The sequence below is a fragment of the Acinetobacter sp. 3657 genome (assembly GCF_031456775.1).
In the GTDB taxonomy this organism is placed as follows: Bacteria; Pseudomonadota; Gammaproteobacteria; order Pseudomonadales; family Moraxellaceae; genus Acinetobacter.
This window is the reverse complement of the sequence record NZ_JAVDVH010000011.1, coordinates 37,498-58,058: the sequence shown is the minus strand read 5'-3', so window position 1 is coordinate 58,058 and position 20,561 is coordinate 37,498. Positions and strand designations below refer to the sequence as shown.

The 20,561-nt window shown below is 40.9% G+C and carries 22 protein-coding genes; 7 read left to right on the top strand and 15 right to left on the bottom strand.

What is annotated here, in order from left to right:
- Positions 1 to 14 precede the first annotated feature (14 nt).
- Entirely contained in the window at positions 15 to 812 is a 798-nt protein-coding gene (locus tag J2Y37_RS12275; protein ID WP_349033002.1) for a hypothetical protein, read from the bottom strand.
- Positions 813 to 964: 152 nt separating this feature from the next.
- On the opposite strand from J2Y37_RS12275, the gene J2Y37_RS12270 reads away from it, so the two are divergent.
- The 3 genes from J2Y37_RS12270 to J2Y37_RS12260 all read left to right on the top strand — a co-directional run bounded on the left by J2Y37_RS12270 (position 965) and on the right by J2Y37_RS12260 (position 3,100).
- Positions 965 to 1,462: a YcxB family protein gene (locus J2Y37_RS12270; RefSeq protein ID WP_004672933.1), complete on the top strand. Its 498-nt coding sequence runs from the start codon at positions 965 to 967 to the stop codon at positions 1,460 to 1,462.
- Positions 1,463 to 1,491: 29 nt separating this feature from the next.
- A complete protein-coding gene (locus J2Y37_RS12265; RefSeq protein ID WP_349033001.1) occupies positions 1,492 to 2,133 on the top strand; it encodes a fumarylacetoacetate hydrolase family protein in 642 nt (213 codons plus the stop codon).
- 70 nt (positions 2,134 to 2,203) lie between these two features.
- Positions 2,204 to 3,100, top strand: coding sequence for a polysaccharide deacetylase family protein (locus J2Y37_RS12260; protein ID WP_349033000.1), 897 nt, complete (start codon positions 2,204 to 2,206; stop codon positions 3,098 to 3,100).
- On the opposite strand, the gene J2Y37_RS12255 is transcribed toward J2Y37_RS12260, so the two are convergent.
- Complete coding sequence (locus tag J2Y37_RS12255; RefSeq protein ID WP_349032999.1) at positions 3,101 to 3,901, bottom strand: helix-turn-helix transcriptional regulator; 801 nt, start codon at positions 3,899 to 3,901, stop codon at positions 3,101 to 3,103. It lies immediately after the preceding gene.
- Positions 3,902 to 4,008: 107 nt separating this feature from the next.
- Between J2Y37_RS12255 and J2Y37_RS12250 the strand changes: the two genes are divergently transcribed.
- Entirely contained in the window at positions 4,009 to 4,917 is a 909-nt protein-coding gene (locus J2Y37_RS12250) for a DMT family transporter (protein WP_349032998.1), read from the top strand.
- Positions 4,918 to 4,944: 27 nt separating this feature from the next.
- On the opposite strand, the gene J2Y37_RS12245 is transcribed toward J2Y37_RS12250, so the two are convergent.
- Positions 4,945 to 6,195 (bottom strand): YihY family inner membrane protein, encoded by a 1,251-nt coding sequence (locus J2Y37_RS12245; protein ID WP_004672923.1) that lies wholly within the window; start codon positions 6,193 to 6,195, stop codon positions 4,945 to 4,947.
- A 146-nt stretch (positions 6,196 to 6,341) separates the two neighbouring features.
- On the opposite strand from J2Y37_RS12245, the gene wrbA reads away from it, so the two are divergent.
- Positions 6,342 to 6,932 carry an NAD(P)H:quinone oxidoreductase gene (wrbA, locus tag J2Y37_RS12240; protein ID WP_005193643.1) on the top strand — a complete coding sequence of 197 codons (591 nt, stop codon included), beginning with the start codon at positions 6,342 to 6,344 and terminating at the stop codon, positions 6,930 to 6,932.
- 36 nt (positions 6,933 to 6,968) lie between these two features.
- On the opposite strand, the gene lgt is transcribed toward wrbA, so the two are convergent.
- Entirely contained in the window at positions 6,969 to 7,781 is an 813-nt protein-coding gene (gene lgt / locus J2Y37_RS12235; RefSeq protein WP_004672921.1) for a prolipoprotein diacylglyceryl transferase, read from the bottom strand.
- A gap of 120 nt (positions 7,782 to 7,901) precedes the next feature.
- On the opposite strand from lgt, the gene J2Y37_RS12230 reads away from it, so the two are divergent.
- Positions 7,902 to 8,684, top strand: coding sequence for an NRDE family protein (locus J2Y37_RS12230; protein ID WP_349032997.1), 783 nt, complete (start codon positions 7,902 to 7,904; stop codon positions 8,682 to 8,684).
- Positions 8,685 to 8,733: 49 nt separating this feature from the next.
- Here the strand turns inward: J2Y37_RS12230 and J2Y37_RS12225 are convergent, their stop codons facing one another.
- The 5 genes from J2Y37_RS12225 to rdgB all read right to left on the bottom strand — a co-directional run bounded on the left by J2Y37_RS12225 (position 8,734) and on the right by rdgB (position 13,357).
- Positions 8,734 to 10,926, bottom strand: a complete 2,193-nt coding sequence (locus tag J2Y37_RS12225) for a PhoX family phosphatase (RefSeq protein WP_349032996.1) — start codon at positions 10,924 to 10,926, stop codon at positions 8,734 to 8,736.
- Between the two features lie 185 nt (positions 10,927 to 11,111).
- On the bottom strand, positions 11,112 to 11,897 hold the full coding sequence (tatC, locus tag J2Y37_RS12220; protein ID WP_005193638.1) for a twin-arginine translocase subunit TatC: 786 nt from the start codon (positions 11,895 to 11,897) through the stop codon (positions 11,112 to 11,114).
- Entirely contained in the window at positions 11,894 to 12,334 is a 441-nt protein-coding gene (gene tatB / locus J2Y37_RS12215; protein WP_349032995.1) for a Sec-independent protein translocase protein TatB, read from the bottom strand. Before tatB ends, tatC begins: the two co-directional genes overlap by 4 nt.
- Before the next feature lie 27 nt (positions 12,335 to 12,361).
- Positions 12,362 to 12,580, bottom strand: coding sequence for a Sec-independent protein translocase subunit TatA (tatA, locus tag J2Y37_RS12210; protein WP_349032994.1), 219 nt, complete (start codon positions 12,578 to 12,580; stop codon positions 12,362 to 12,364).
- A gap of 153 nt (positions 12,581 to 12,733) precedes the next feature.
- The gene (rdgB, locus tag J2Y37_RS12205) at positions 12,734 to 13,357 is read right to left on the bottom strand and encodes an RdgB/HAM1 family non-canonical purine NTP pyrophosphatase (RefSeq protein ID WP_241323818.1); all 624 of its coding nucleotides are present in this window, start codon (positions 13,355 to 13,357) and stop codon (positions 12,734 to 12,736) included.
- Positions 13,358 to 13,764: 407 nt separating this feature from the next.
- Here rdgB and J2Y37_RS12200 point away from each other — a divergent pair, with 407 nt between their 5' ends.
- The gene (locus J2Y37_RS12200; RefSeq protein ID WP_004672913.1) at positions 13,765 to 13,977 is read left to right on the top strand and encodes a cold-shock protein; all 213 of its coding nucleotides are present in this window, start codon (positions 13,765 to 13,767) and stop codon (positions 13,975 to 13,977) included.
- 205 nt (positions 13,978 to 14,182) lie between these two features.
- On the opposite strand, the gene J2Y37_RS12195 is transcribed toward J2Y37_RS12200, so the two are convergent.
- The 6 genes from J2Y37_RS12195 to J2Y37_RS12170 form a co-directional block, all read right to left on the bottom strand.
- Positions 14,183 to 14,770 carry a tetratricopeptide repeat protein gene (locus J2Y37_RS12195; protein ID WP_004672912.1) on the bottom strand — a complete coding sequence of 196 codons (588 nt, stop codon included), beginning with the start codon at positions 14,768 to 14,770 and terminating at the stop codon, positions 14,183 to 14,185.
- Positions 14,767 to 15,360, bottom strand: coding sequence for a methionine biosynthesis protein MetW (gene metW, locus J2Y37_RS12190; protein WP_004672910.1), 594 nt, complete (start codon positions 15,358 to 15,360; stop codon positions 14,767 to 14,769). Before metW ends, J2Y37_RS12195 begins: the two co-directional genes overlap by 4 nt.
- Complete coding sequence (locus tag J2Y37_RS12185) at positions 15,360 to 16,520, bottom strand: homoserine O-acetyltransferase (protein WP_349032993.1); 1,161 nt, start codon at positions 16,518 to 16,520, stop codon at positions 15,360 to 15,362. Before J2Y37_RS12185 ends, metW begins: the two co-directional genes overlap by 1 nt.
- Positions 16,521 to 16,633: 113 nt before the next feature.
- Positions 16,634 to 18,331, bottom strand: a complete 1,698-nt coding sequence (gene leuA, locus J2Y37_RS12180) for a 2-isopropylmalate synthase (RefSeq protein WP_004672908.1) — start codon at positions 18,329 to 18,331, stop codon at positions 16,634 to 16,636.
- A gap of 400 nt (positions 18,332 to 18,731) precedes the next feature.
- On the bottom strand, positions 18,732 to 19,832 hold the full coding sequence (locus J2Y37_RS12175) for an alpha-hydroxy acid oxidase (protein WP_349032992.1): 1,101 nt from the start codon (positions 19,830 to 19,832) through the stop codon (positions 18,732 to 18,734).
- Positions 19,832 to 20,515: a Fe2+-dependent dioxygenase gene (locus J2Y37_RS12170; protein ID WP_349032991.1), complete on the bottom strand. Its 684-nt coding sequence runs from the start codon at positions 20,513 to 20,515 to the stop codon at positions 19,832 to 19,834. Before J2Y37_RS12170 ends, J2Y37_RS12175 begins: the two co-directional genes overlap by 1 nt.
- Positions 20,516 to 20,561 lie beyond the last annotated feature (46 nt).

Below are 20,561 nucleotides of genomic sequence, written 5' to 3'. Positions count from 1 at the left end.
CTACTCAATCAAAGTTAAATATCTTGTTTTTTAGGTTGTGAAACAGCCAATGCTCGGCGGCGATAGAGAAAGATTATAGCTCCAATGGGCAGCGCAATTTGTAAAATAAGAGGACTGTAGGTATTGGTTTGTTCAAACCCTGCACCAAGAAGTTGAAAGCTAAAAGGTTGAAACACAAATTGTCCATTTGTCCAATTAAATAAGATTCGGGTAAAACCCAATGAAATAAAAATTAGCCATAGCCATTTACGTTTTTCCATTGGTGTACGAATACATAAAATCAGGACATAAATTACAAAAATCGGAATGATGATTGCGAGTGTAAAAAAGACATAATTTAAAATACCTTTTCCAGCAAAGGTGAAATCATTTAAATGACGAGTTGCTGCATCAATTGGGGTGACATGAAGTCCCATAATGGTGATTTGATCATTTTTTTTCTTAAAAATCAGATCGTTTAGTAACCATTGTTGTTGTGGATATTCGTATTCAAAGGTCAAATGATATTGAGTTTGATTTGGTAGTTCGAGTTTGTGTGCTCCAATAATATTGACTTGTTGAATCGGCACTTTTGGAAATTGTGCTGTCATTTGTATAAAGGTCGAGTGTATATCCGCAGTTTGTAATTCAGAATCTAAATGTGCCTCTAAGGTGGCATAATCTCCTTGTTGGAGTTGTTCAAATACTTGTTTTGCAAATTGTTGATCTTGTTCTGGGACAATTTTGTTGATCAATTGTTGTTGGCTACATGCTGCCAATAACACCAAAACACTAACGAATAAAAAACATATTTTCAATTTAGGTAATAGCATTACAGCCTCATTAATTTATTGAATTTATATTAAAATGAATAATGAAGGGCATGATAACACGTAATTTTTGTATAAAATCTCGATTAAATCACTTTCTCTTAAAAGCGTTTATGCTCTAATAGGGGCAAGTTTTTAAATGTTAGAAATCGATAATGTCTGAACAACGTCCAACACTCTCTGCGCGCTATTATCTAAATCTAGAAGAATCTCAAGATGGTTTTGCTTTGATTACGTTTGGCAAAAAACCGATCACTCGTTTTCTAACACCCGCAATTAGTATCGGAATTATCCTTTGGGGGATTTATTTAGGTTTTACTGGCGTGGGGCGCTACTATGTGGCACTTGGTGTTTTCTTTTTGATCATGCAAGCGATCATGCGATTTTGGTTATTGCCTTTGTTATTCAAGCGTCAATTTGTGCGTTACCAATTTGGCAAAAGTGAACAAGGCATTGACTTATACCAAGACCACTTTGAACTTTATGCCGCGGGGAAAAAGCAAACGGCGGCTTATAATGAAGTACAGTCTTTCATCACTGGTAAGCTGACTTATATGTTAGAACTAAAAACGAAAACAGTGGTGATTATACCTAAACGTGCTTTTTCCAGTCCTGCTGATCAAAGTAAATTTGAAAATAGCTTTAAAAAATAAATAACGGTTTAAAAGAACAAGGAGCTTCCATGAATACACGTCCTTCAAAAATTGTCTGTGTTGGTCGAAACTATGCCGAGCATGCGAAAGAATTGGGTAATGCGATCCCAAATCGTCCGATTTTATTTATGAAGCCACCAAGTAGCTTGGGTTCACTAGCGCATGGCGTAAGTTGGAATCAGGCATTGGGCGAGTGTCATTTTGAATGTGAAATCTGTTTGCACATTGCTCATCCAATATCTCAAGAAACAGATAAGGCAAAAGCTTTAGAGGCAGTTGGTGCGATTACGCTGGGATTAGATTTAACATTGCGTGATTTGCAAAGTGATTTAAAGAGCAAAGGAGAACCGTGGGAGCGTGCTAAGGCTTTTGACGGTGCGTGTATTCTTGCAGATTGGGTCGAAACTGACGAAATTGGTGATCTACAAGAATTAGAGCTTATTTTGATGATTAATGGTGAAGAACGTCAGCATGGCTTTAGCCGAGATATGTTGTTCGATATCGGGGCGTTATTGGTTGAAATCAATCAGTCTTTTAGCTTGGAAGCGGGGGATGTGATTATGACAGGGACACCAGCAGGTGTTGGTGCACTTCATCCAAATGATCAACTGACGATGAAATTGATTACCCAAACGGGTGAATATGACTGGGATACATTTGTTAAAGCATAAGCGTCAATGATATGGCGCTGATATTCAGATATCAGCGCCTTTTTTATTGCTAGAAAATGAGAAGAATAGAATGAAAATATGGCTATGTCTGACATTGTTTTTGATCACAAGCCTCGGTCATGCCAAGCAGCTTGCTTTAAGTTTTGATGACGGTGTAAATCCTGATTTAAATGTTCAGGCAACACCCATTAATCAGCGTATTTTAGAACAACTCCATCAACATCAACTGAAAAGTATTATTTATCCAAGTGTGATTAAGATCGGTGATTATGCAGGGTTACAGTTGGTTGCTGAATGGGGGAAACAAGGTCATCAAATTGCTAACCATAGTGAACTTCACCTTAGTTTAAATAAAGACAGTACCAGCAGCCAACAATACATTGATGGGATTCGACGAGCAGAGCGTGTATTTCAACCGTTACAGGGTTGGGTTGCAAGATATCGTTATCCTTTTCTGAAAGAAGGTGATACGCGAGAGAAAAGAGATACGGTTGTTGAATATCTTAAACAACATGGCTATCAGTCGGGTGCTGTAAGTATTGATGCCAGTGACTGGTTTTATAACCAGAAATATCTGTCATATCAAAAAAATAATCAGACTGTGCAACTTGAGAAACTAAAGCAAGCATACATTCATCATTTGCTAGATCGAGCTGATTATTATGATCAGTTGGCAACGGATACAATTGGTTATTCGCCAAAGCATGTGCTGTTATTACATGTAAATGCAATTAATGCTGCTTTTTTGGATGATGTGATCACTGCATTTAAACAACGCGGTTGGCAGTTGATTGACAGTGAAAAAGCTTATACCGATCCGCTATATAAGCGAACTTCAATGGTTTTACCTGCTGGCGAAAGCATTGTTTGGTCACTGGCAAAACAACAAGGACATATCAAACTACGTTATCCCGCCGAAGATTCGCCATATGAGCAAGATAATTTAAAGCGTTTTGATTTGCCTTAATTAGCGACCTTGATATAACTTGCGGAACTGGTCTGGGGTAAAGTGCATCCAGCGTTTAAACATATATATAAAAGCGGATGAACTGGCATAGCCTAAATCCAATGCGATGTTTTCAATGGTTTTACCTTGATTGAGCATTGACATTGCTTTCATAACTTTGAGGCGTTGCCGCCATTCGTGCAGCGACATGCCAAGCTCCTTTTGGCTATAACGTGCTAGGGTTCGTTCGGTCATGTTAATCATTTTCGCAAGTTGTTGCAGCGTACTGTTATCGGCTGGATATTGGTGTAAGTGACTTAATATTTTTGATAGGGAAGGATGTTGTGTGGTGGGTAAATAACTTCCGACCAGTTCAGCATGTGTGAGTGAATCCAATAATACTTGCAGCAGCCTTAAATATTCTGGATCTTGTTCTGAAAATGGATGTTTACGAATATGTTCCAACAATGCAGGAACCAGCGGTGCTGTCAGTAAAATGCCAGCTTGTTGCGGCATGTTTTGGCACAGGCTTTCATGTATATATAAGGTACAGTGCGTCACTTCATTACGATTGATACCACTATGTTGTAAATGAGGAGGCAGCCAAATGCCGTACGGAGGAGGAGTAAGATAGTGAATCTGATCAATACTGACCTCAAGTACCCCATCAAAAGTATAAATAAACTCGCCCCATGCGTGCGCATGTTTTGGATAAAACGTTTCAGCAGGTGCATCACGAATACGTAACCACAATGATGCAGGAATATCATCGTATGCAGGAAGTTCATGAAAATCTTGGATGCGTTGTGCTGATTTTTTCATAATATGAGAATTGCCTGAAAACATGCATGCATTGTCTGAATTTCACTATATCATCAAAATACGACAGCTTTATATTGACGTTCTAATTATAAAATTGAGAGCTGGCAATGGATGAGCGTAAAACATTAGATGCACGAGCATCAGGTCTTATGATCGGTCTCTGTATGATTTGGGGGCTACAACAAGTCATCTTAAAAATGGCTGCGCCTGATATTTCTCCCTTAATGCAAATTGCTTTACGTTCTGGTTTAGCCGCAATCCTACTATTGCCTTTATTGTGTCTGGATAAAACGGCTGAGCTACTCAATCGACAAAATCTTAAAGCAGGTGCTTTGGTCGCGTTTTTATTTTCTTTAGAATTCTTTTTATTGGCGCAGGCATTGCAATGGACTTCGGCTTCACATGCTGTGGTTTTGCTGTATACCGCACCGATTTTTGTGGCTTTGGGTTTACATTGGAAACTACCCTCTGAGCGTTTAAGCCTGTTGCAATGGAGTGGCATTACTCTGGCATTTGTTGGAATCGTTGTGACGTTTATCCGAGGGCAACAAGGAACCGCTTCGCTGATCGAGCAACAAATGCTTTGGGGTGATTTGTTGGCATTGGCAGCGGGTATCGCTTGGGCAGCAACTACGATCACCGTACGCTTATCTTCTTTGGCGCAAGCTGCTGTGACACAGACGCTTTTCTATCAATTGGCCGGTAGTTTTATTTTACTGTTTGGGTTGGCTGTGTTTTTAGGACAAGCAAGCATTCACTTTACTCCCTTAGTGATCGGCAGCTTGGCATTCCATACGTTGGTGGTGTCTTTTGCGAGCTTTTTAGCCTGGTTTTGGTTACTTAGAAATTATTTAGCATCTCGCTTAGGGGTATTCTCTTTTTTAACGCCGCTGTTTGGTATTGTGTTTGGCATGTGGTTGTTAGGTGAGCGAATTGAACCTAATTTCGTGCTTGGTTCAATTCTAGTTTTGATTGGAATTATGGTGGTGAGCTTGCAAGGATGGTTGAGGAAATAAAAAAGACCTCATGTAGAGGTCTTCTTGTTACTTTTGTTCAAAAATAGTTGAAAGGGGAATCGATAACTTGGCAGCTAAATAATCATTGCTTTCAATGAGCGCTGGCCCGATTTTTTCCATCCACTCATCATCCTGATGCACATTGGACACATCATCTCTTAAAGGGAGTGGATAAGGGAGAGCAGTAAAGAAACTCCAAAAATCAACCTGTGCTAAATTACGGACCAATACATATTCATCTTTATCGGTTCGTTTAATCAGATTTTGTGCTTCTAATTGCAGGATATATGAGGGTAAACGCCCGAGCTCACCACGGCCTACAATATCGAGTAGCTCATGCTCGCTCACACTGTTACCAATTTGCTGTTTCTTATAGAACAACTCTAAGATATCCAATAACATCATGATTGGATGACGTTTTTGTTCTTTGCCCGAATGGAACGCGGTCAGTGCATAACTGATTTCTACGCCTAATAAGATGATGTTCCAAGACAGAAAAATCCAAAGTAGAAAAATGGGGATCGCCGCGAAAGCACCATACACAATTTCATAGCTGGTGAAATTACTCATGATCCAGCCAAATAAACGCTTTAAGATTTCAAACACAGTCGCACTAAAACATGCTGCGATGATCGCGGAGACAATCGGCACATTTCGGTTCGGTATGGTCCAATATAAAATAAAGAAACCGAAGACCGTTAATAAAAACGAAATTAGCCATAATAGAAAAGCACCATCAAGTTGATAGCCTGCAAAATTATTGCTGAGGATATTCATGGATGCGACAGCTGAAGAAAGTACAAATGCACTGCCTAAAAGGATTGGACCTAGAGAAATAATGGTCCAATAGCGCATGAAACCGACTAGACCAGAACGTGTCTCTTTCACCCGCCAAATGCGATTAAACACATTTTCAATCGAGGATAGCATCAGTACTGTGGTAACAAATAAAAACAAGATACCGATGACGGTGAGATTACTTGATTTATCAGTAAAAGCACTCAAGGCCTTATCAAAGGCAATGGTACTTTTTGGCAAAAAGTTACTATAAATCAGTTGTTGTAGCTGCTGCCTAGCAGGCTCTAAAGCTTTAATCGAAGAAATAATTACCAAAAATACGGTAAGCATTGGGACGACCGCAAAGAGCGTGGTATAGGTCAAAGATCCTGCTTGTTCTCGACAACGATCAGCCTCAAAACGACGTAATACAAAGACAATAAATTGAAACCATGTTTTTTCTAAAAAATTCAGTTTTTTTAGATAACGGTTTAAGATCATGGGTTCTATCCTAGTTATTTTTCAAATCTTCCTCTTTTGAAAGAGGGCTTCGGGAAGATTTTTGGATTGATCAATACACAAAACAGCGAATAAATTGGCATTAATCGTATAATATCTTCTTTAAGTTAACAAAAACCTTGAAACCGATGCAACCTTACATTCTTGTTCTTTATTACAGTAAATACGGTTCAACCAAGCAAATGGCACATCTGATTGCCGATGGAATTGAATCTGTAGGTGTGACCGCGCGTATTCGAACAGTACCCAATCTAGCAACGGTTGTGACGCAAGCTGAAGCAAGTATTCCAGAAGAGGGTGATCTTTATTGTAGCTTAGATGATCTCACACATTGTTCAGGATTGGCTTTGGGTTCACCCACGCGTTTTGGCAATATGGCCAGTGAGATGAAATACTTTTGGGATCAAACCACTAGCCTATGGCTCAATGGGGCTTTGCATAATAAACCTGCTTGTGTATTTACGACTTCGGGGTCGATGCATGGTGGGCAAGAGAGCACTTTGTTGAGTATGTTACCGCCGTTATTTCATCATGGCATGATGATTTTAGGTCTGCCGAATTCTATCCCTGCATTGTCAAATACCAAAACAGGCGGCACTCCCTATGGCGCAAGTCATGTCAGTGGACCTCGCCATGATCAGGGCATGAGTCAAGATGAAAAAATCTTATGTGAGGCACAAGGCAAACGCTTGGGTGAAGTGGTTAAAAAACTATTTTAAAGTCATAAAAAATGGGAGCATCTGCTCCCATGATTTTTATTTTTTCAGTTGCCAATCATAGATATTTTTACGGTATGCATACCAAATCATCCAGAGTCCAATAATAATCATCGGGAAACTCAGGATTTGACCTTTGGTCATCCAGCCAAATAAGATGAAGCCTTGATCTGCATCGGGTTGGCGGAAAAACTCCATAAAGAAACGTGCAACACCATAACCCATCAAGAATACTGCTGAAACAGCCATACGTGGGCGAGGTTTCGCGCTAAACCACCACAACACAATAAAGAGAATTAAGCCTTCACAAATCGCTTGGTAAAGCTGTGAGGGGTGCCGTACCAAACCTAATGGATCTGTTGGGAAAATCATGCCAAATGGATAACTCGGGTCTTGAACTTGACGACCATACAGTTCGCCACCAATAAAATTACCAATACGACCAAACATCAAACCTGTCGGCACACAAGGCGCAATAAAGTCCAAGGTTTGAAACCATGTCTTTTGGTATTTTTTACACCAAAATAACATGGCAATTACCACGCCGAGAAAGCCGCCGTGGAAGCTCATGCCACCTGTCCACACTTGGAATAACCACAGTGGATTTTCTAAGAACTTCGCAAACTCATAAAACAGTACATAGCCAACGCGACCACCCAGCACGACGCCGAGTGCACCATAAAAGACGAGATCTGAAACCATATCTCCCGTCCAGCCATCACGTTGCTTAGCGCGATAAGAGGCGAGCCCCCAAGCACATAAAAAAGCCAACAGGTACATGAGTCCGTACCAGTGCACCTGTACTGGTCCTAAGCTCAGTGCAACTGGATCAATATTTGGATAGGTCAGCATCGCTGTTCCTCAGTTTAGAATTTGGAATTAAGTTTTGAGCAAATTGTAGCGGAATGATATTAAAAATGTTGTACATTCAATGTGAAAGTCAACAGTCCTTAAGATAAGAGAACAAGATCAATGTGTATTGTCGCGTTTGCATGGCAAGTTCTGGAGGAACTGCCACTGTGTTTAATTTCAAATCGGGATGAGTTTTATCATCGCCCCAGTGTTGCTTTGCACGCATGGGAAAATAGTTCGATCGTGGCAGGGCAGGATCTGCAATCAGGTGGTACATGGATGGGGGTGACGGCATCGGGCCGTTGGGCGATCGTGACCAATTTTCGAAATGGACGGGAACAGCAGCAATATCAGACCTCAAGAGGACATTTGATTCAAGATTTCCTTGAAAGCGATTTAGCGCCGATTCGTTTTGCTCAAATGCTAGAACAAAGACAACAAGAATATGCGGGCTTTAATTTATTTGTGGGGGATAAACAACAAGCTGTTTATATGAGTAATCGAGGAGAAGCACCACAAGTTTTAGCCAAAGGCGTGTATGTGGTTTCCAATGGTTTAATGTCCGAAGATTGGAAGAAAACCATGCATTTACGCAAACGCTTTACCCAAGAATTTTTGCCGATGCTACAGCAACCAAAGATTTCAGAATCCGATTTAGAATATGCCATTTGGGATATTTTAGAAGATGAACGTAAAGTTATTCCAGAGTTGTTACCTGATACAGGGATTAGCAAAGAGATGGAGGCCTTACTTTCCTCAACGTTTATACAAAGTCCTATTTATGGTACACGCTGTTCAAATTTTTTACGCATGACACCAACACAATGGCAGTGGTTGGAAAAAGCACAACAAGGAGAGCAGCAAGGAAATATTGTGCGTCAACAGATTATGCTATTGAAATAGCCAATGCCAATCCGAAGATTGGCATTGTCATGTTGGATCAGCTCAGCGATTAGCCAGCGATCGCACCACCATCTTTACGCGTGATTACCACCGTAGCTGAGCGTGGGCGAGCAGTTGTGTTATTTGGGTTGGTTTGAGTTGCAGGCCAGTGACTTGTTGGCGCTGCATAGCTCTTAGAGTCTTCGCCTGGATGCTGTACGTTGATGAAAATAGCTTTGTAGTCAGGCGTCATGGTCACACCTGTGATCTCACATTCTTTTGGTCCGACTAGGAAGCGGCGCAGATTTTCATCATTCACCTTGGCTCCCATAATCGTTTCAGTTCCGTTTGATGTGGTTGCTTTGCTACCATCACTGACTTGACCTGGTAATGCCGCAAGCATCATACAGTTGGTGACATCGGTATAAGCGCCATCATCCGTTTGAATCCAAAGCACACCACGAGTGTCAAACCACATGCCATCTGGTGATGAGAAGTCATTGCTATCGGTTAGGCCAGAAAGGTTAATGTTTGATGCCATTGCTGCTTCCGCACCAAATAAGTAGATATCCCACTTGAAGCTTTCAGCCGTAGTTTTATCATCTGTTTCACGGAAACGGATAATATGACCGTTGACGTTGCCTTTCTGAAGTTTTTCGTTGTTATATAAGTCTTCATAACTGCGAGGGTTCGCTGCATCAGTTGGATAGCTTGAACCACGATTCGAGTTGTTGGTGAGTGTCACATACACTTCACCATTGACAGGGTTAACCGCACACCATTCTGGACGATCCATCTTGGTTGCACCTACAGAGTCCGCTGCCAATCGTGCAAAGGTCACCACATCTGCTTGTGATTTAAAAGGGTAGGCTGTATTGCTTTCATTTAAGCCATTTTTACCATAACTGAGCTCAATCCATTGACCTGTACCATCAGCATTGAATTTAGCAACATAGAATTTACCGCTGTTCATATATTTATCGCCAGCACGATAACCGCCGTTGATATCTTTTGGATCCCACTTGGCATCGGATACAAACTTATAGATATACTCGCCACGTGAGTCATCGCCCATGTAGAACGCTAGATTTTCACCTTCGATCACACGGCTGGTACGACAGTCTTCATGGGCAAAACGTCCAAGAGCAGTACGTTTTACAGGTGCTTGGCGGTTATCAAATGGATCAATTTCCACCATCCAACCAAAGGTGTTTGGTGCGTTACGATAGTCTTGGGTCGCTTGTTCGGCTTTTGCGTCTGCATTCCAACGGTCATAGAGGTCTTGTGAGTCGACTTGTCCAATCGCTGTTTCCCAGCCATAACGAGTACTAGAGCCTGCTTTCAAACCATAACGTTGAAGCGCCACGATTTCTTCTGGACGGCGTGCGACATCATCGGTTGCACTACGCGCAAAATAACCAATAAAGTTTTCTTCGGTGGTGAGGTAGGTTCCCCAAGGGGTATAACCATTACCACAATTGTTATGCGTACCGCGTGTTTGTACGCCAGCTGGAGAAAACTTAGTTGCTAACAGGGCATTTGCTGCCGCAGGACCAGCGAACTCCATCAAGGTTGAACCAGTGATACGACGGTTGTACACAGAGTTTTTTACCAGTTCAACTTTTTGAGTTTTCGCATCTTTTTTCACATGAATGATTGAGACGCCATGCGCATTTACTTCACGAATCACTTCATCTTCAGGACGGCGGCCATCTATTTTGGTTGGACCCTTAGGGTGTAAGAAAGTTGGATTGATGTACTCATGGTTGAGCACCAATAAGCCATCGTTTGATTGTTGCTCATCATAACGACCAGTGGCAGTATTTAATCCAAAATAGCTCATGCCATCATGATGATCGCCTGAACGGAACTGAAAACTTGGGCCAGAAGGAATATTATTGTCATCCCATTCTGCGTAGTTTGGATTAATCGCATCGCCTAAAGCATATAAAACATGTGCTTCATAGCCTTCAGGTACAGTCACAATATCGTCTAAATTCTTCGGCACAGCAGTGAAGTTTAACTTCTCAGGCTTTTTATGTGGGTCAACAGGTGTTGTTGTGCCACCACCAGTATTTTTATTATCGTTATCATTACAGCCTGTCAATGTTGATGCCAATGTCAATGCGACAGCACCGCTTGCTGTTTTGGTGATGAGGCTACGGCGGCTAATATGCTGTTCTAAAATGTCACGAAAATGAACATTTGTAGAGGTGTTATTATCCAGTTCTTGGTCTTCATGATATGGCGTCAGCTGTGTCATGGAATCATCCTAAGTTTATATGTTCAGTAAAAAAATTTCCCGCCTTTAACTTAGATTGAAATTGTGACGTTGCCTTGACACTTATGTGACAAATACATTAAAAATCAAATAATAATATAAAGTTTGGTCAAAAAAACAGGTCTAGGACCTGTTTGGAAAATTGTTTATGGCGATAGAGTGAATCGCTATGCTGTTTTTCTTTTTTCGATGATTCTTCCAAAGAACAAACCCAATTCAAAAAGTAACCACATCGGCACTGCCAACATAATCATTGAAATGGCATCAGGCGGCGTGACAAACATGGAGACAAAGAAGCAACCTACAATGATAAAGCGCCGTTTCTCGATCAAACTTTGCGTGCTGACTACCCCGATTAAAATGAGTAATAAGGTAATCACTGGAATTTCAAATGTTAAGCCAAAAACAATAAATAGCTTCAAACAAAAAGCCAAATAACTGTTGATGTCTGTCATTGGTGCTACGGTTTCAGGAGAAACACTGATAAAGAAATGCAAAATAGATGGCAAGGCGATGAAATACGCAAAAGCAATACCGATGTAAAACAAAGCAATGCTACTAATCAATAAAGGCAGTGCCAATGATTTTTCTTTTTCATATAGCGCAGGTTTAGCATAGGACCAAATTTGGTAAATGATAAAGGGCATAACCAGCATCAGTGCGACAAAGAAATTCAATTTAAAGGGTGCCATAAATGTCGCGGTGACATCCGTTGCAATCATGGATGAACTGACAGGCAACTGCGCTCGTAACGGCTCTGAAAGGATTTGATAGGTACGGTTAGCAAAGGGCAGTAAACAGAAGAACAAAACCAATATTGCAGCAACGATTTTAAATAAATGTCGACGCAAAATCATCAGATGCTTGGTAATCGGCATTTCTTCAAGCTTAACGTCTTGATCATCATTTCCCAAAGTGGTTTGGGTTAATGGAGAGCTGGATGGTGAACTCATACCGCCACCTTTAATTCAGGAGTTGAAGAGGTTAAATCAAATGGTGAATGTGGAGTCGGAGATGCCATATGTAATAGTGCAAACTTCGGTAGATAAATGCATGCCACTGGATGTAATAAATAATGGTAATGAAGTGGTGTGCGATTGTTTTTGGATACCGCAGTTTGAGGTTCATCTTCTAAAGAGACTTTTTGCTGTTCCAATGAGGTCATCTGAGCTTGCATTTTTTGCTCAAGTTCAGCGATACGTTGCATTTCTTTTTGCATTTGTTCGCGTAGCTCAGACAAGCGTAATTCACGATCGATATCATTTTGAACGTTACTGACCAGACGCTTAATTTTGGCATACCATTTCCCCACAAAACGAGCGGCTTCAGGTAGCTTATCAGGGCCGAGTACCAGTAAAGCAATAATGCCGAACGCAAGCAGTTCGGACATTCCCAAATTCAGCATAATGGCGCTCGCTTAGCTTTTTATTGAGCTTTCAGTACTTTTGACTTGAGCATCAATGGTACGAGGTTCATTTAGAGCAGTCGTGGTTTCTTCGTCTTCTTTGATCGATTTTTTGAAATCTTTCACAGCACCACCAACATCTTTACCTAAATTTTTAAGCTTTGATGTACCGAACAGTAAAATAACCACTACTGCAAAAATAAGTACATGCCAAATCGATAAACCAGCCATAACCATATTCCTATAAAACTTTGGTTATATCTCAACAGTTTGGCATGACAGAGGCGTGACACTAATATTGCAATTTTAAGACAGTAAACAGAGGAATGATTTTTATATAAAAAAGAAAGAAGCCCGAATAAATGTTTTGGGCTTCGGTCAATATTAGCTTAAGCTCGCTTTAAAAAGTTGCATCGCCTGACCACGATGGCTGATTTTATTTTTCTCTGTTTTGCTGAGTTCTGCGCTGGAAAGATTAAGTTCTGCTAACCAGAATAAAGGATCATATCCAAAACCATTTTCACCACGCGTGGCTTCTAAAATCTCACCCTTCCAAATCCCTTGAAAAATTTGCGGCAGCGGATCTTCGGCATGCGTAACTAAAGCCAAGACGCAGACAAACATCGCTTCAATGGTCTCGTCATTGTTGCGGAGAGGTTTAAGATCAGCCAACAGTTTTTGATTGTTGGCAGCATCGTTGCCATGTTCACCTGCATAACGCGCAGAATAAATCCCAGGTGCGCCGCCTAAAATCGGTACACATAGACCTGAATCATCTGCGATAGCTGGTTTGCCAGAAATTTTTGCTGCATGACGTGCTTTGATAATGGCATTTTCAACGAAGCTCAAACCATCTTCGATGGCATCTTCAATATCAAGTTTGCCTTGAGGAATAATCTCGATCGGTAAATTAAGTTGTTGAAACAGATGTTCAAATTCGGCAACTTTGCCTTTGTTGTTGCTTGCAAGGACGAGACTGCCGTGTTGTAGCCAATGGGGATTAGACATGATGGTTTTGAGGTATCTGGATTGAATATCTAAGATTTTAGTGACTTTTGAAGCATGAGAGTAGTTAAATTATCTTGTTTTACACGATTTTGATAATATCGCGAATAAAATGTTTTTTAATCGAAATTCTCTAAGTGTATTGAAAACAAACGAGTAATTTATTTTATTTTTTATCTTTTATTTAATTAGATCATATAAGATATAAAAAAACTTGAATATTTATTTTTTTCAGGTATCATTCAATTAACTAGAAAAATTATTGTTTTGGTTAATCTTCTCTAAGTATCGCAGTTTTAGTCATAATCCTTCGTTTTTTACAGATATCAAGCTCAATTCTTCATTATTTTTCAAAGTTATCATTAGCCGTAATAACATGGCTAAAATGTTAAAATTCAATAGGATATATTATGTCTACTACAACAGTTACTGGTACAGTGAAGTGGTTTAACGAAACTAAAGGTTTTGGTTTTATTCAACAAGAATCAGGTCCAGATGTTTTCGCTCATTTCAGCGAAATCGCAAACTCAGGTTTCAAAACTTTGTTTGAAGGCCAACAAGTTTCATTCAGTATCGCTCAAGGTCAAAAAGGCCCAAATGCTGTGAATATCGTTGCTCTTTAATAAGTAACCCAGCATTCAAAAAAAGCACTTTATAGTGCTTTTTTTACGTTTGCTGTTTAGAGAAGTGATCTAAAATCATTATCCTAGCTCACTTTTATTGTACGGTTATGATCAAGGGAAAACTGAAGTGATCTTGAACAATTTTGGGTGCATTAAAAAACCGACCTCATAATTCAGTCGGTTTTAGTACAGCAAAATATTATAATTACTGTGCTTGAATCCATCGATCAGCACGATCACGCGCAGTGCGAATCTGTTCTTGAGTCAAGTTTGCAGCCAAGGCTGTTTTTTTACCTTCAGAAAGGCTAATTACTTTAGTATCAAGCATGCCATCACGCGTTGAAAGCTCATACCATTGATAAGCCCCCATATAGTTTTTCTTTTGTTCTTCCATCATGGCAAGATTAAAGCTAGCACGGTTATCCCCGTTGCTTGCCGCTTTTTCAAAATACTTACGCGCTAAAACTTCATCTTTCTTCGTACCCATGCCATCGGCGTACATACGACCTACATTGAGTTGTGCTGCAGAGATGCCTTTATCGGCTGCTGCTTTAAACAGAGCAAATGCTTGTTTCTCATCTTTTGCAACATCTTTACCATATTGGTAACGTGTTGCGAGATAAAATTGTGCTCCTGCCTGACCAGCTTTCGCCGCGCTTTGTAATTCACCAATACTCATGACTGAGTATCGCGCTGCTTGTGTTGCAACCGATTGTGGTTGAGCAACATAGTCAGCGTGCGCTTGTATACTGATCAGACCAAACAAAAAGGTGCTGATAAATGTCTTTTTCATAGTGCGCTCACTCGATAAATTGCGACTTCACCAAATAGGTTCGGCATATGCTTGCTGAGCACACTACCTTGTTGGTCACCATTAACGGCAAGTCGATTAATAATTTTAATCCGATTCTCAGCACATAAGGCTTCAAAGTCTCGGAAAGTACATAAATGAATATTCGGGGTGTTATACCACATATAAGGCAACGCTTCCGAAACAGGCATTTTTCCTTTCAGCGCAAGAAAAGAACGAGTCTTCCAATACGCAAAGTTCGGAAAAGTAATAATTGCCTGTTTGCCGACACGCACCATATCACGAAGTAATACATCAGGTGCATCTACAGCTTGCAAAGCTTGTGCCATGACCACAGAGTCAAAAGACTGGTCAGCAAAACGGCTTAAACCTAAATTTAAGTCCTGTTGAATAATATTTAACCCCCGACTGATGGCAATTGCAATCTTTTCTTGATCAATTTCTAAGCCATAAGCGCGAATATTGTGTTGTTTGCTCATATGAGCCAATAATTCACCATCCCCACAGCCCAAATCGAGCACGCTAGTATTCGGGGTAATCCATTTTTCAGCAAGTTGTTGGTCTATACGCATTAGCTTGCCTCCAAATGGGTCGATTGCAACTGCTGTTCTCCACCTAAAAATGCGCGTAATGTTTTCACATACAGCGGAATCGGGAACAAGAAGGAATCATGACCTTGTTCAGCATCTATCTCTAAATAACTGACAGGTTGATGATTATCAATCAGGGCATCCACGATTTCCTGTGATCGGCTTGGACTAAAACGCCAATCCGTGGTAAATGAAATCACCAAGAATTTGCATTTCGGTTTACGCATCGCTTTCGTCAATGAATGCTCATATTCACGAGAGGGATCAAAATAATCTAATGCCTTGGTCATAATCAAGTAAGTATTTGCATCAAAATTGCGACTGAATTGTTCGCCTTGATAGCGCAAATAACTTTCGACTTGGAACTCAACGTCAAAACCGTACATAAACTTGCCCGATTTTAGATCACGACCAAATTTTTGTTTCATGGCTTCTTCAGATAGATAGGTGATATGACCGACCATCCGCGCCAAAATCAAACCGCGTTTTGGATAACTATCATTTTCCAAATAACGTCCATGATGGAAATCTGGATCGGAAAGAATAGACTGGCGTGCAACCTCATTGAAGGCAATGTTTTGTGCAGAAAGCTTTGGTGCACTGGCGATGATCGCACATTTTTTTAGGCGATCAGGATAATCCAGTGACCATTGTAAGGCCTGCATGCCACCGAGAGAACCGCCAATAATGGCGTACCAAACCTCAATGCCTAAACGATCAGACAACATGGCTTGGGTTTTGACCCAGTCACGAACCGTCACCAACGGGAAGTCTGGACCATAGGGACGGTTTTCATTTTCAGGATTGGGTGAGGTGGGACCTGTTGAGCCACTACATCCACCGATATTATTCAAAGACACCACAAAGAAGTGATTGGTATCAATTGCTTTCCCAGGACCAATACATTCATCCCACCAGCCCGCTTTTTTATCATTTTCATGATGAAATCCAGCAGCATGATGATGTCCTGACAATGCATGGCAGATTAAGATGGCATTGGAGTGATCTGCGTTGAGGGTTCCATAGGTTTCAACCATCAGGTCGAAACGAGGCAAAATCCGTCCGCACTCAAGCTCTAATGGAGCTTCAAATGAAATTTTTTGTGGTGTGACTAAACCCACTGAATCCGATGGAAAAGACACGAGAATGATTCGCCTTGTATAAAGTTTCTTAATCAATAATAAAAGGATACCAATTCAGGTACCCTTTCAAAAGTCATTTTTTCGATATTTAAATAGGTTGAATCATCAACACCTTAGATGGCAGCGGCAACCACTTGTTCGGTGGTTAATACACCTTGCTCAATCAAACGGTTGGTACATGCAATAATGGCTTCGATAGATGCGGTGACAATATTGTCGTGTACGCCTGCACCAAATGCACTCTTGCCTGTACCTTTGACTTGGATTTCGATCAACGCAAGTGCTTTCGCATTTGCACCAGAACTGATACTACGTTCTTCGTAGTTCACCACATCGATTGGTAATTGCAAGGCATCTAGCATGGCAGAGATTGGACCATTACCTTCACCACGGAGACGTTGAACTTCGCCTTCGATTTCAATATCTAATTCAATGATTTGTTTGCCATTGATATCAGACAATTGATAATGTTTAGTTTGATAATGACTGTTTTTCACATCCACATACGTGTCTTGGAATAATTGCCAAATCTGATGTGCACTGATTTCAGTCTCATTTTCGTCGGTGTATTGCTGCACGATCTGGCTAAATTCGATTTGTACGCGTCGCGGTAAAGCCACGTTGTAATTCGATTCTAACAAGTATGCAATACCGCCTTTACCTGATTGGCTGTTGACACGAATCACTGCATCGTAGTCACGGCCTAAATCTTTCGGATCAATTGGTAAGTAAGGCATATCCCACATTTCTTGGTCTTTTTGGAATTCGAAGCCTTTTTTGATGGCATCTTGGTGTGAACCAGAGAAAGCTGTGAAGACCAAATCACCCGCATATGGATGGCGTGGATGCACAGGTAAACCAGTACATTCTTCAACAGTGGCAATGATTTCATTGATATTCGAAAAATCTAAGTTTGGCGCAACACCTTGGCTATACATATTCAATGCCATCGCTGCAACGTCAACATTTCCTGTACGTTCACCGTTGCCAAAGACACAGCCTTCGACTCGGTCAGCACCTGCCATAATTGCTAATTCTGACGCAGCAATACCACAACCACGGTCATTGTGACAGTGAACTGAGATAATCACGCCATCACGACGAGCCAAGTTGCGATGCATCCATTCGATTTGATCGGCATAGACATTTGGCGTTGAAACTTCAACCGTTGCTGGTAAGTTCAAAATCACTTTGTTGCTAGGTGATGCTTCCCAGATTTCAGTCACTGCATCACAGACGTCTTTCGCGACTTCTAATTCAGTTGCAGAGAAACATTCTGGACTGTATTGGAAAACCCATTCAGTCGCAGGGTATTGTGCAGCATATTCTTTGACTTTATTCGCCGCATTCATCGCAAGCTGTTTTGCACCGTTTGCGTCAACATTCAATACTTTTTGACGGAAGGTCGGTGAGTTTGAATTATAAATATGCACAATCGCACGTTCTGCACCGACCAATGCTTCAAAGGTACGTTCAATCAAATGATCACGTGCTTGAACCAAAACTTCGATATAGACATCGTCTGGAATCAAATTTTCTTCAATTAATTTACGAGCAAAGTCGAAGTCAATTTGAGATGCAGATGGAAAACCAATTTCAATATGTTTGAAACCAATTTTGACCAACATATTGAACATTTTGAATTTTTGTTCCATGTTCATCGGTTCAAAAATCGCTTGGTTACCGTCACGAAGGTCGGTACTCATCCAAATCGGTGCTTGGTTGATTTCATTATTCGGCCATTGACGATCTGGTAAATCCACTCGTTGGTACATACGGCGGTATTTTTTGCTTGGGTCAGCCAACATCATTAGGTAACTCCTTGTTATAGCCGAGGTTGCATGTTCAGCGTAAATACAACCGACTATAAATATATATGGTGTCTATCAGAATCAATTTAAAGAGGATTTATGTTTCGATTGCCTAAAAGACTAGGCAGAAAATTTATACGCGCGCGAGGCGCAGCATCAGGAGAGCAGCGAGATGTTTTGTATATGACGGATCGGTAACGCCGTGATTTGTTTTCATTATCTACCATTCAAATCAGTTATTTGGTTTTGCAGCTATATTAATCATCTAATCAAAATCAGTCTAGGTGAAAATACAAGCGACTGCAAAGGTGTATAAGCATTTTAATTGGAATGAATCAAAAATAATTTCCTATTTTTGCACTGAATAGCAGAATAATGAAAATAATTTCCGATATTTTTACTATTTCCGATAAATAAAATCTTGGTTAATGTCTTTTATGGTGGCTGTTCCCATCAATGCCATGCTAATTTCGAATTCTTCTTTTAAAATCCTGATCACATGCGCAACGCCCAAAGCCCCCGCGGTTGCTAAACCATAGATATAAGGACGACCAATCAAAACCGCAGATGCACCTAAAGCAATCGCTTTAAACACATCCGAACCTCGACGAATCCCACCATCCAATAACACTGGATAGTCTGTTGGCACGACAGCTCGAATCTTTTCAAGCGCAATCAAGGGTGGGATGGTGGTATCTAATACGCGTCCACCATGATTAGACACAATCAGCCCTGAGACGCCATACTCTAATGCTTTTTGCGCATCGGCAGGGTGGAGGATGCCTTTCAGTATCACAGGTAAATCAGTCTGCTTGACCAACCATGCGATATCATCCCATGTTGGTGCGTATTTCATCAGTCCCTGAAAAATTGGATGCTGATGATCAGCTAAAGTTTGAATCAGTTGTGGGGCTTGATGATGAGGGTGGGGCAAGTCTATTGGAAGTTGAAAATCAATTTTACGTTCCCGATCTCGAATTCCGGTATGTGGCGCATCGATGGTGATCACAATGGCTTTAAAGTTGTTTACCTTAGCCATTTCAATCAAGTTTAAAGCGTGTTCTCGATCACCTTGCCAATACAATTGAAACCATTTATACGGATTCTCTTTGTTAAGTTCCTGCATGTGAGTGTTGGTTAAGGTGCTGAGTACAAAATTGCTTTGCATCACTTCGGCTGCAAGTGCCGTGGCTTGCTCTGCTTGAGGATAAAACAGCGCTTGATGTCCAATCGGTGCTAAAAAAATCGGATGTGGATAATTGATACCGAATAGATTGAGTTGGGTGTGACCGTGTGTGAAGTCATTTAAATGACGAGGGATCAGTTGGATATCTTGGAATTGACATTGATTTTGCTGCACGCTCAGTTCGTGCATGGCCCCACCTTGTAAATAGTGCCAAGTGGACTCTGCTACATGCTTTTGTGCCTGCAATTGGTAATCTGCAATAGTTTGGAGCTGTGGCGGAATCTGTGTCAAAGGCGCAAGTGGTGTTTGAGACATTATAATGTTCCCCATTGTCTCAATAAATTATGATAATGATGGGTTAAAGCCACAACCTCTTCAGCATCCCCGAGCTGTTGTCTGAGTTTTAGGATGGTCATATCCAAGTTGAATAACATGCTGCGTTGCCAATCATCTCTGACCATGCTTTGAATCCATGTAAATGCGGCAATGCGACTACCCTGAGTCACTGGCTCAACGCGGTGTAGGCTGGTCGACGGATATAAAATGGCATCACCTGCATCCAGTTTGACTTCATGGCTGCCATAAGTGTCCTCTACAATCAGCTCACCACCCTCATATTCATCAGGTTCGGATAGAAAAACGGTAATCGAGACATCGGTACGAATGGCAGTGCCTGTCTGAGATGAATATTGGATGGCGCTGTCGACATGATTGCCATAATTACCTTGATGCTGATAGCAATTAAACATGGGAACTAAAATATGCTGAGGAAGCGCAGCAGAGCGAAGCAATAGATTTTGTTGTAATGCCGTTAATACATACTGACTAATCGATGGGTATAAATCACTTTGAATGTCGACTTGTAAGTTGTTTTTGGTCTGTTGAGCTTGTACGCCTGCACTTTGAGAACCGTTGACCCAAAGCTCTGGCTGTTTCATCTGCTGACGAAGTTCAGTGACTTGTTGCTTGTTTAATAATTCAGGGATATGCAACATCATTTTTTAAACCTTTCGATACGAAACAGCCTGCCAAAAATTATACCTT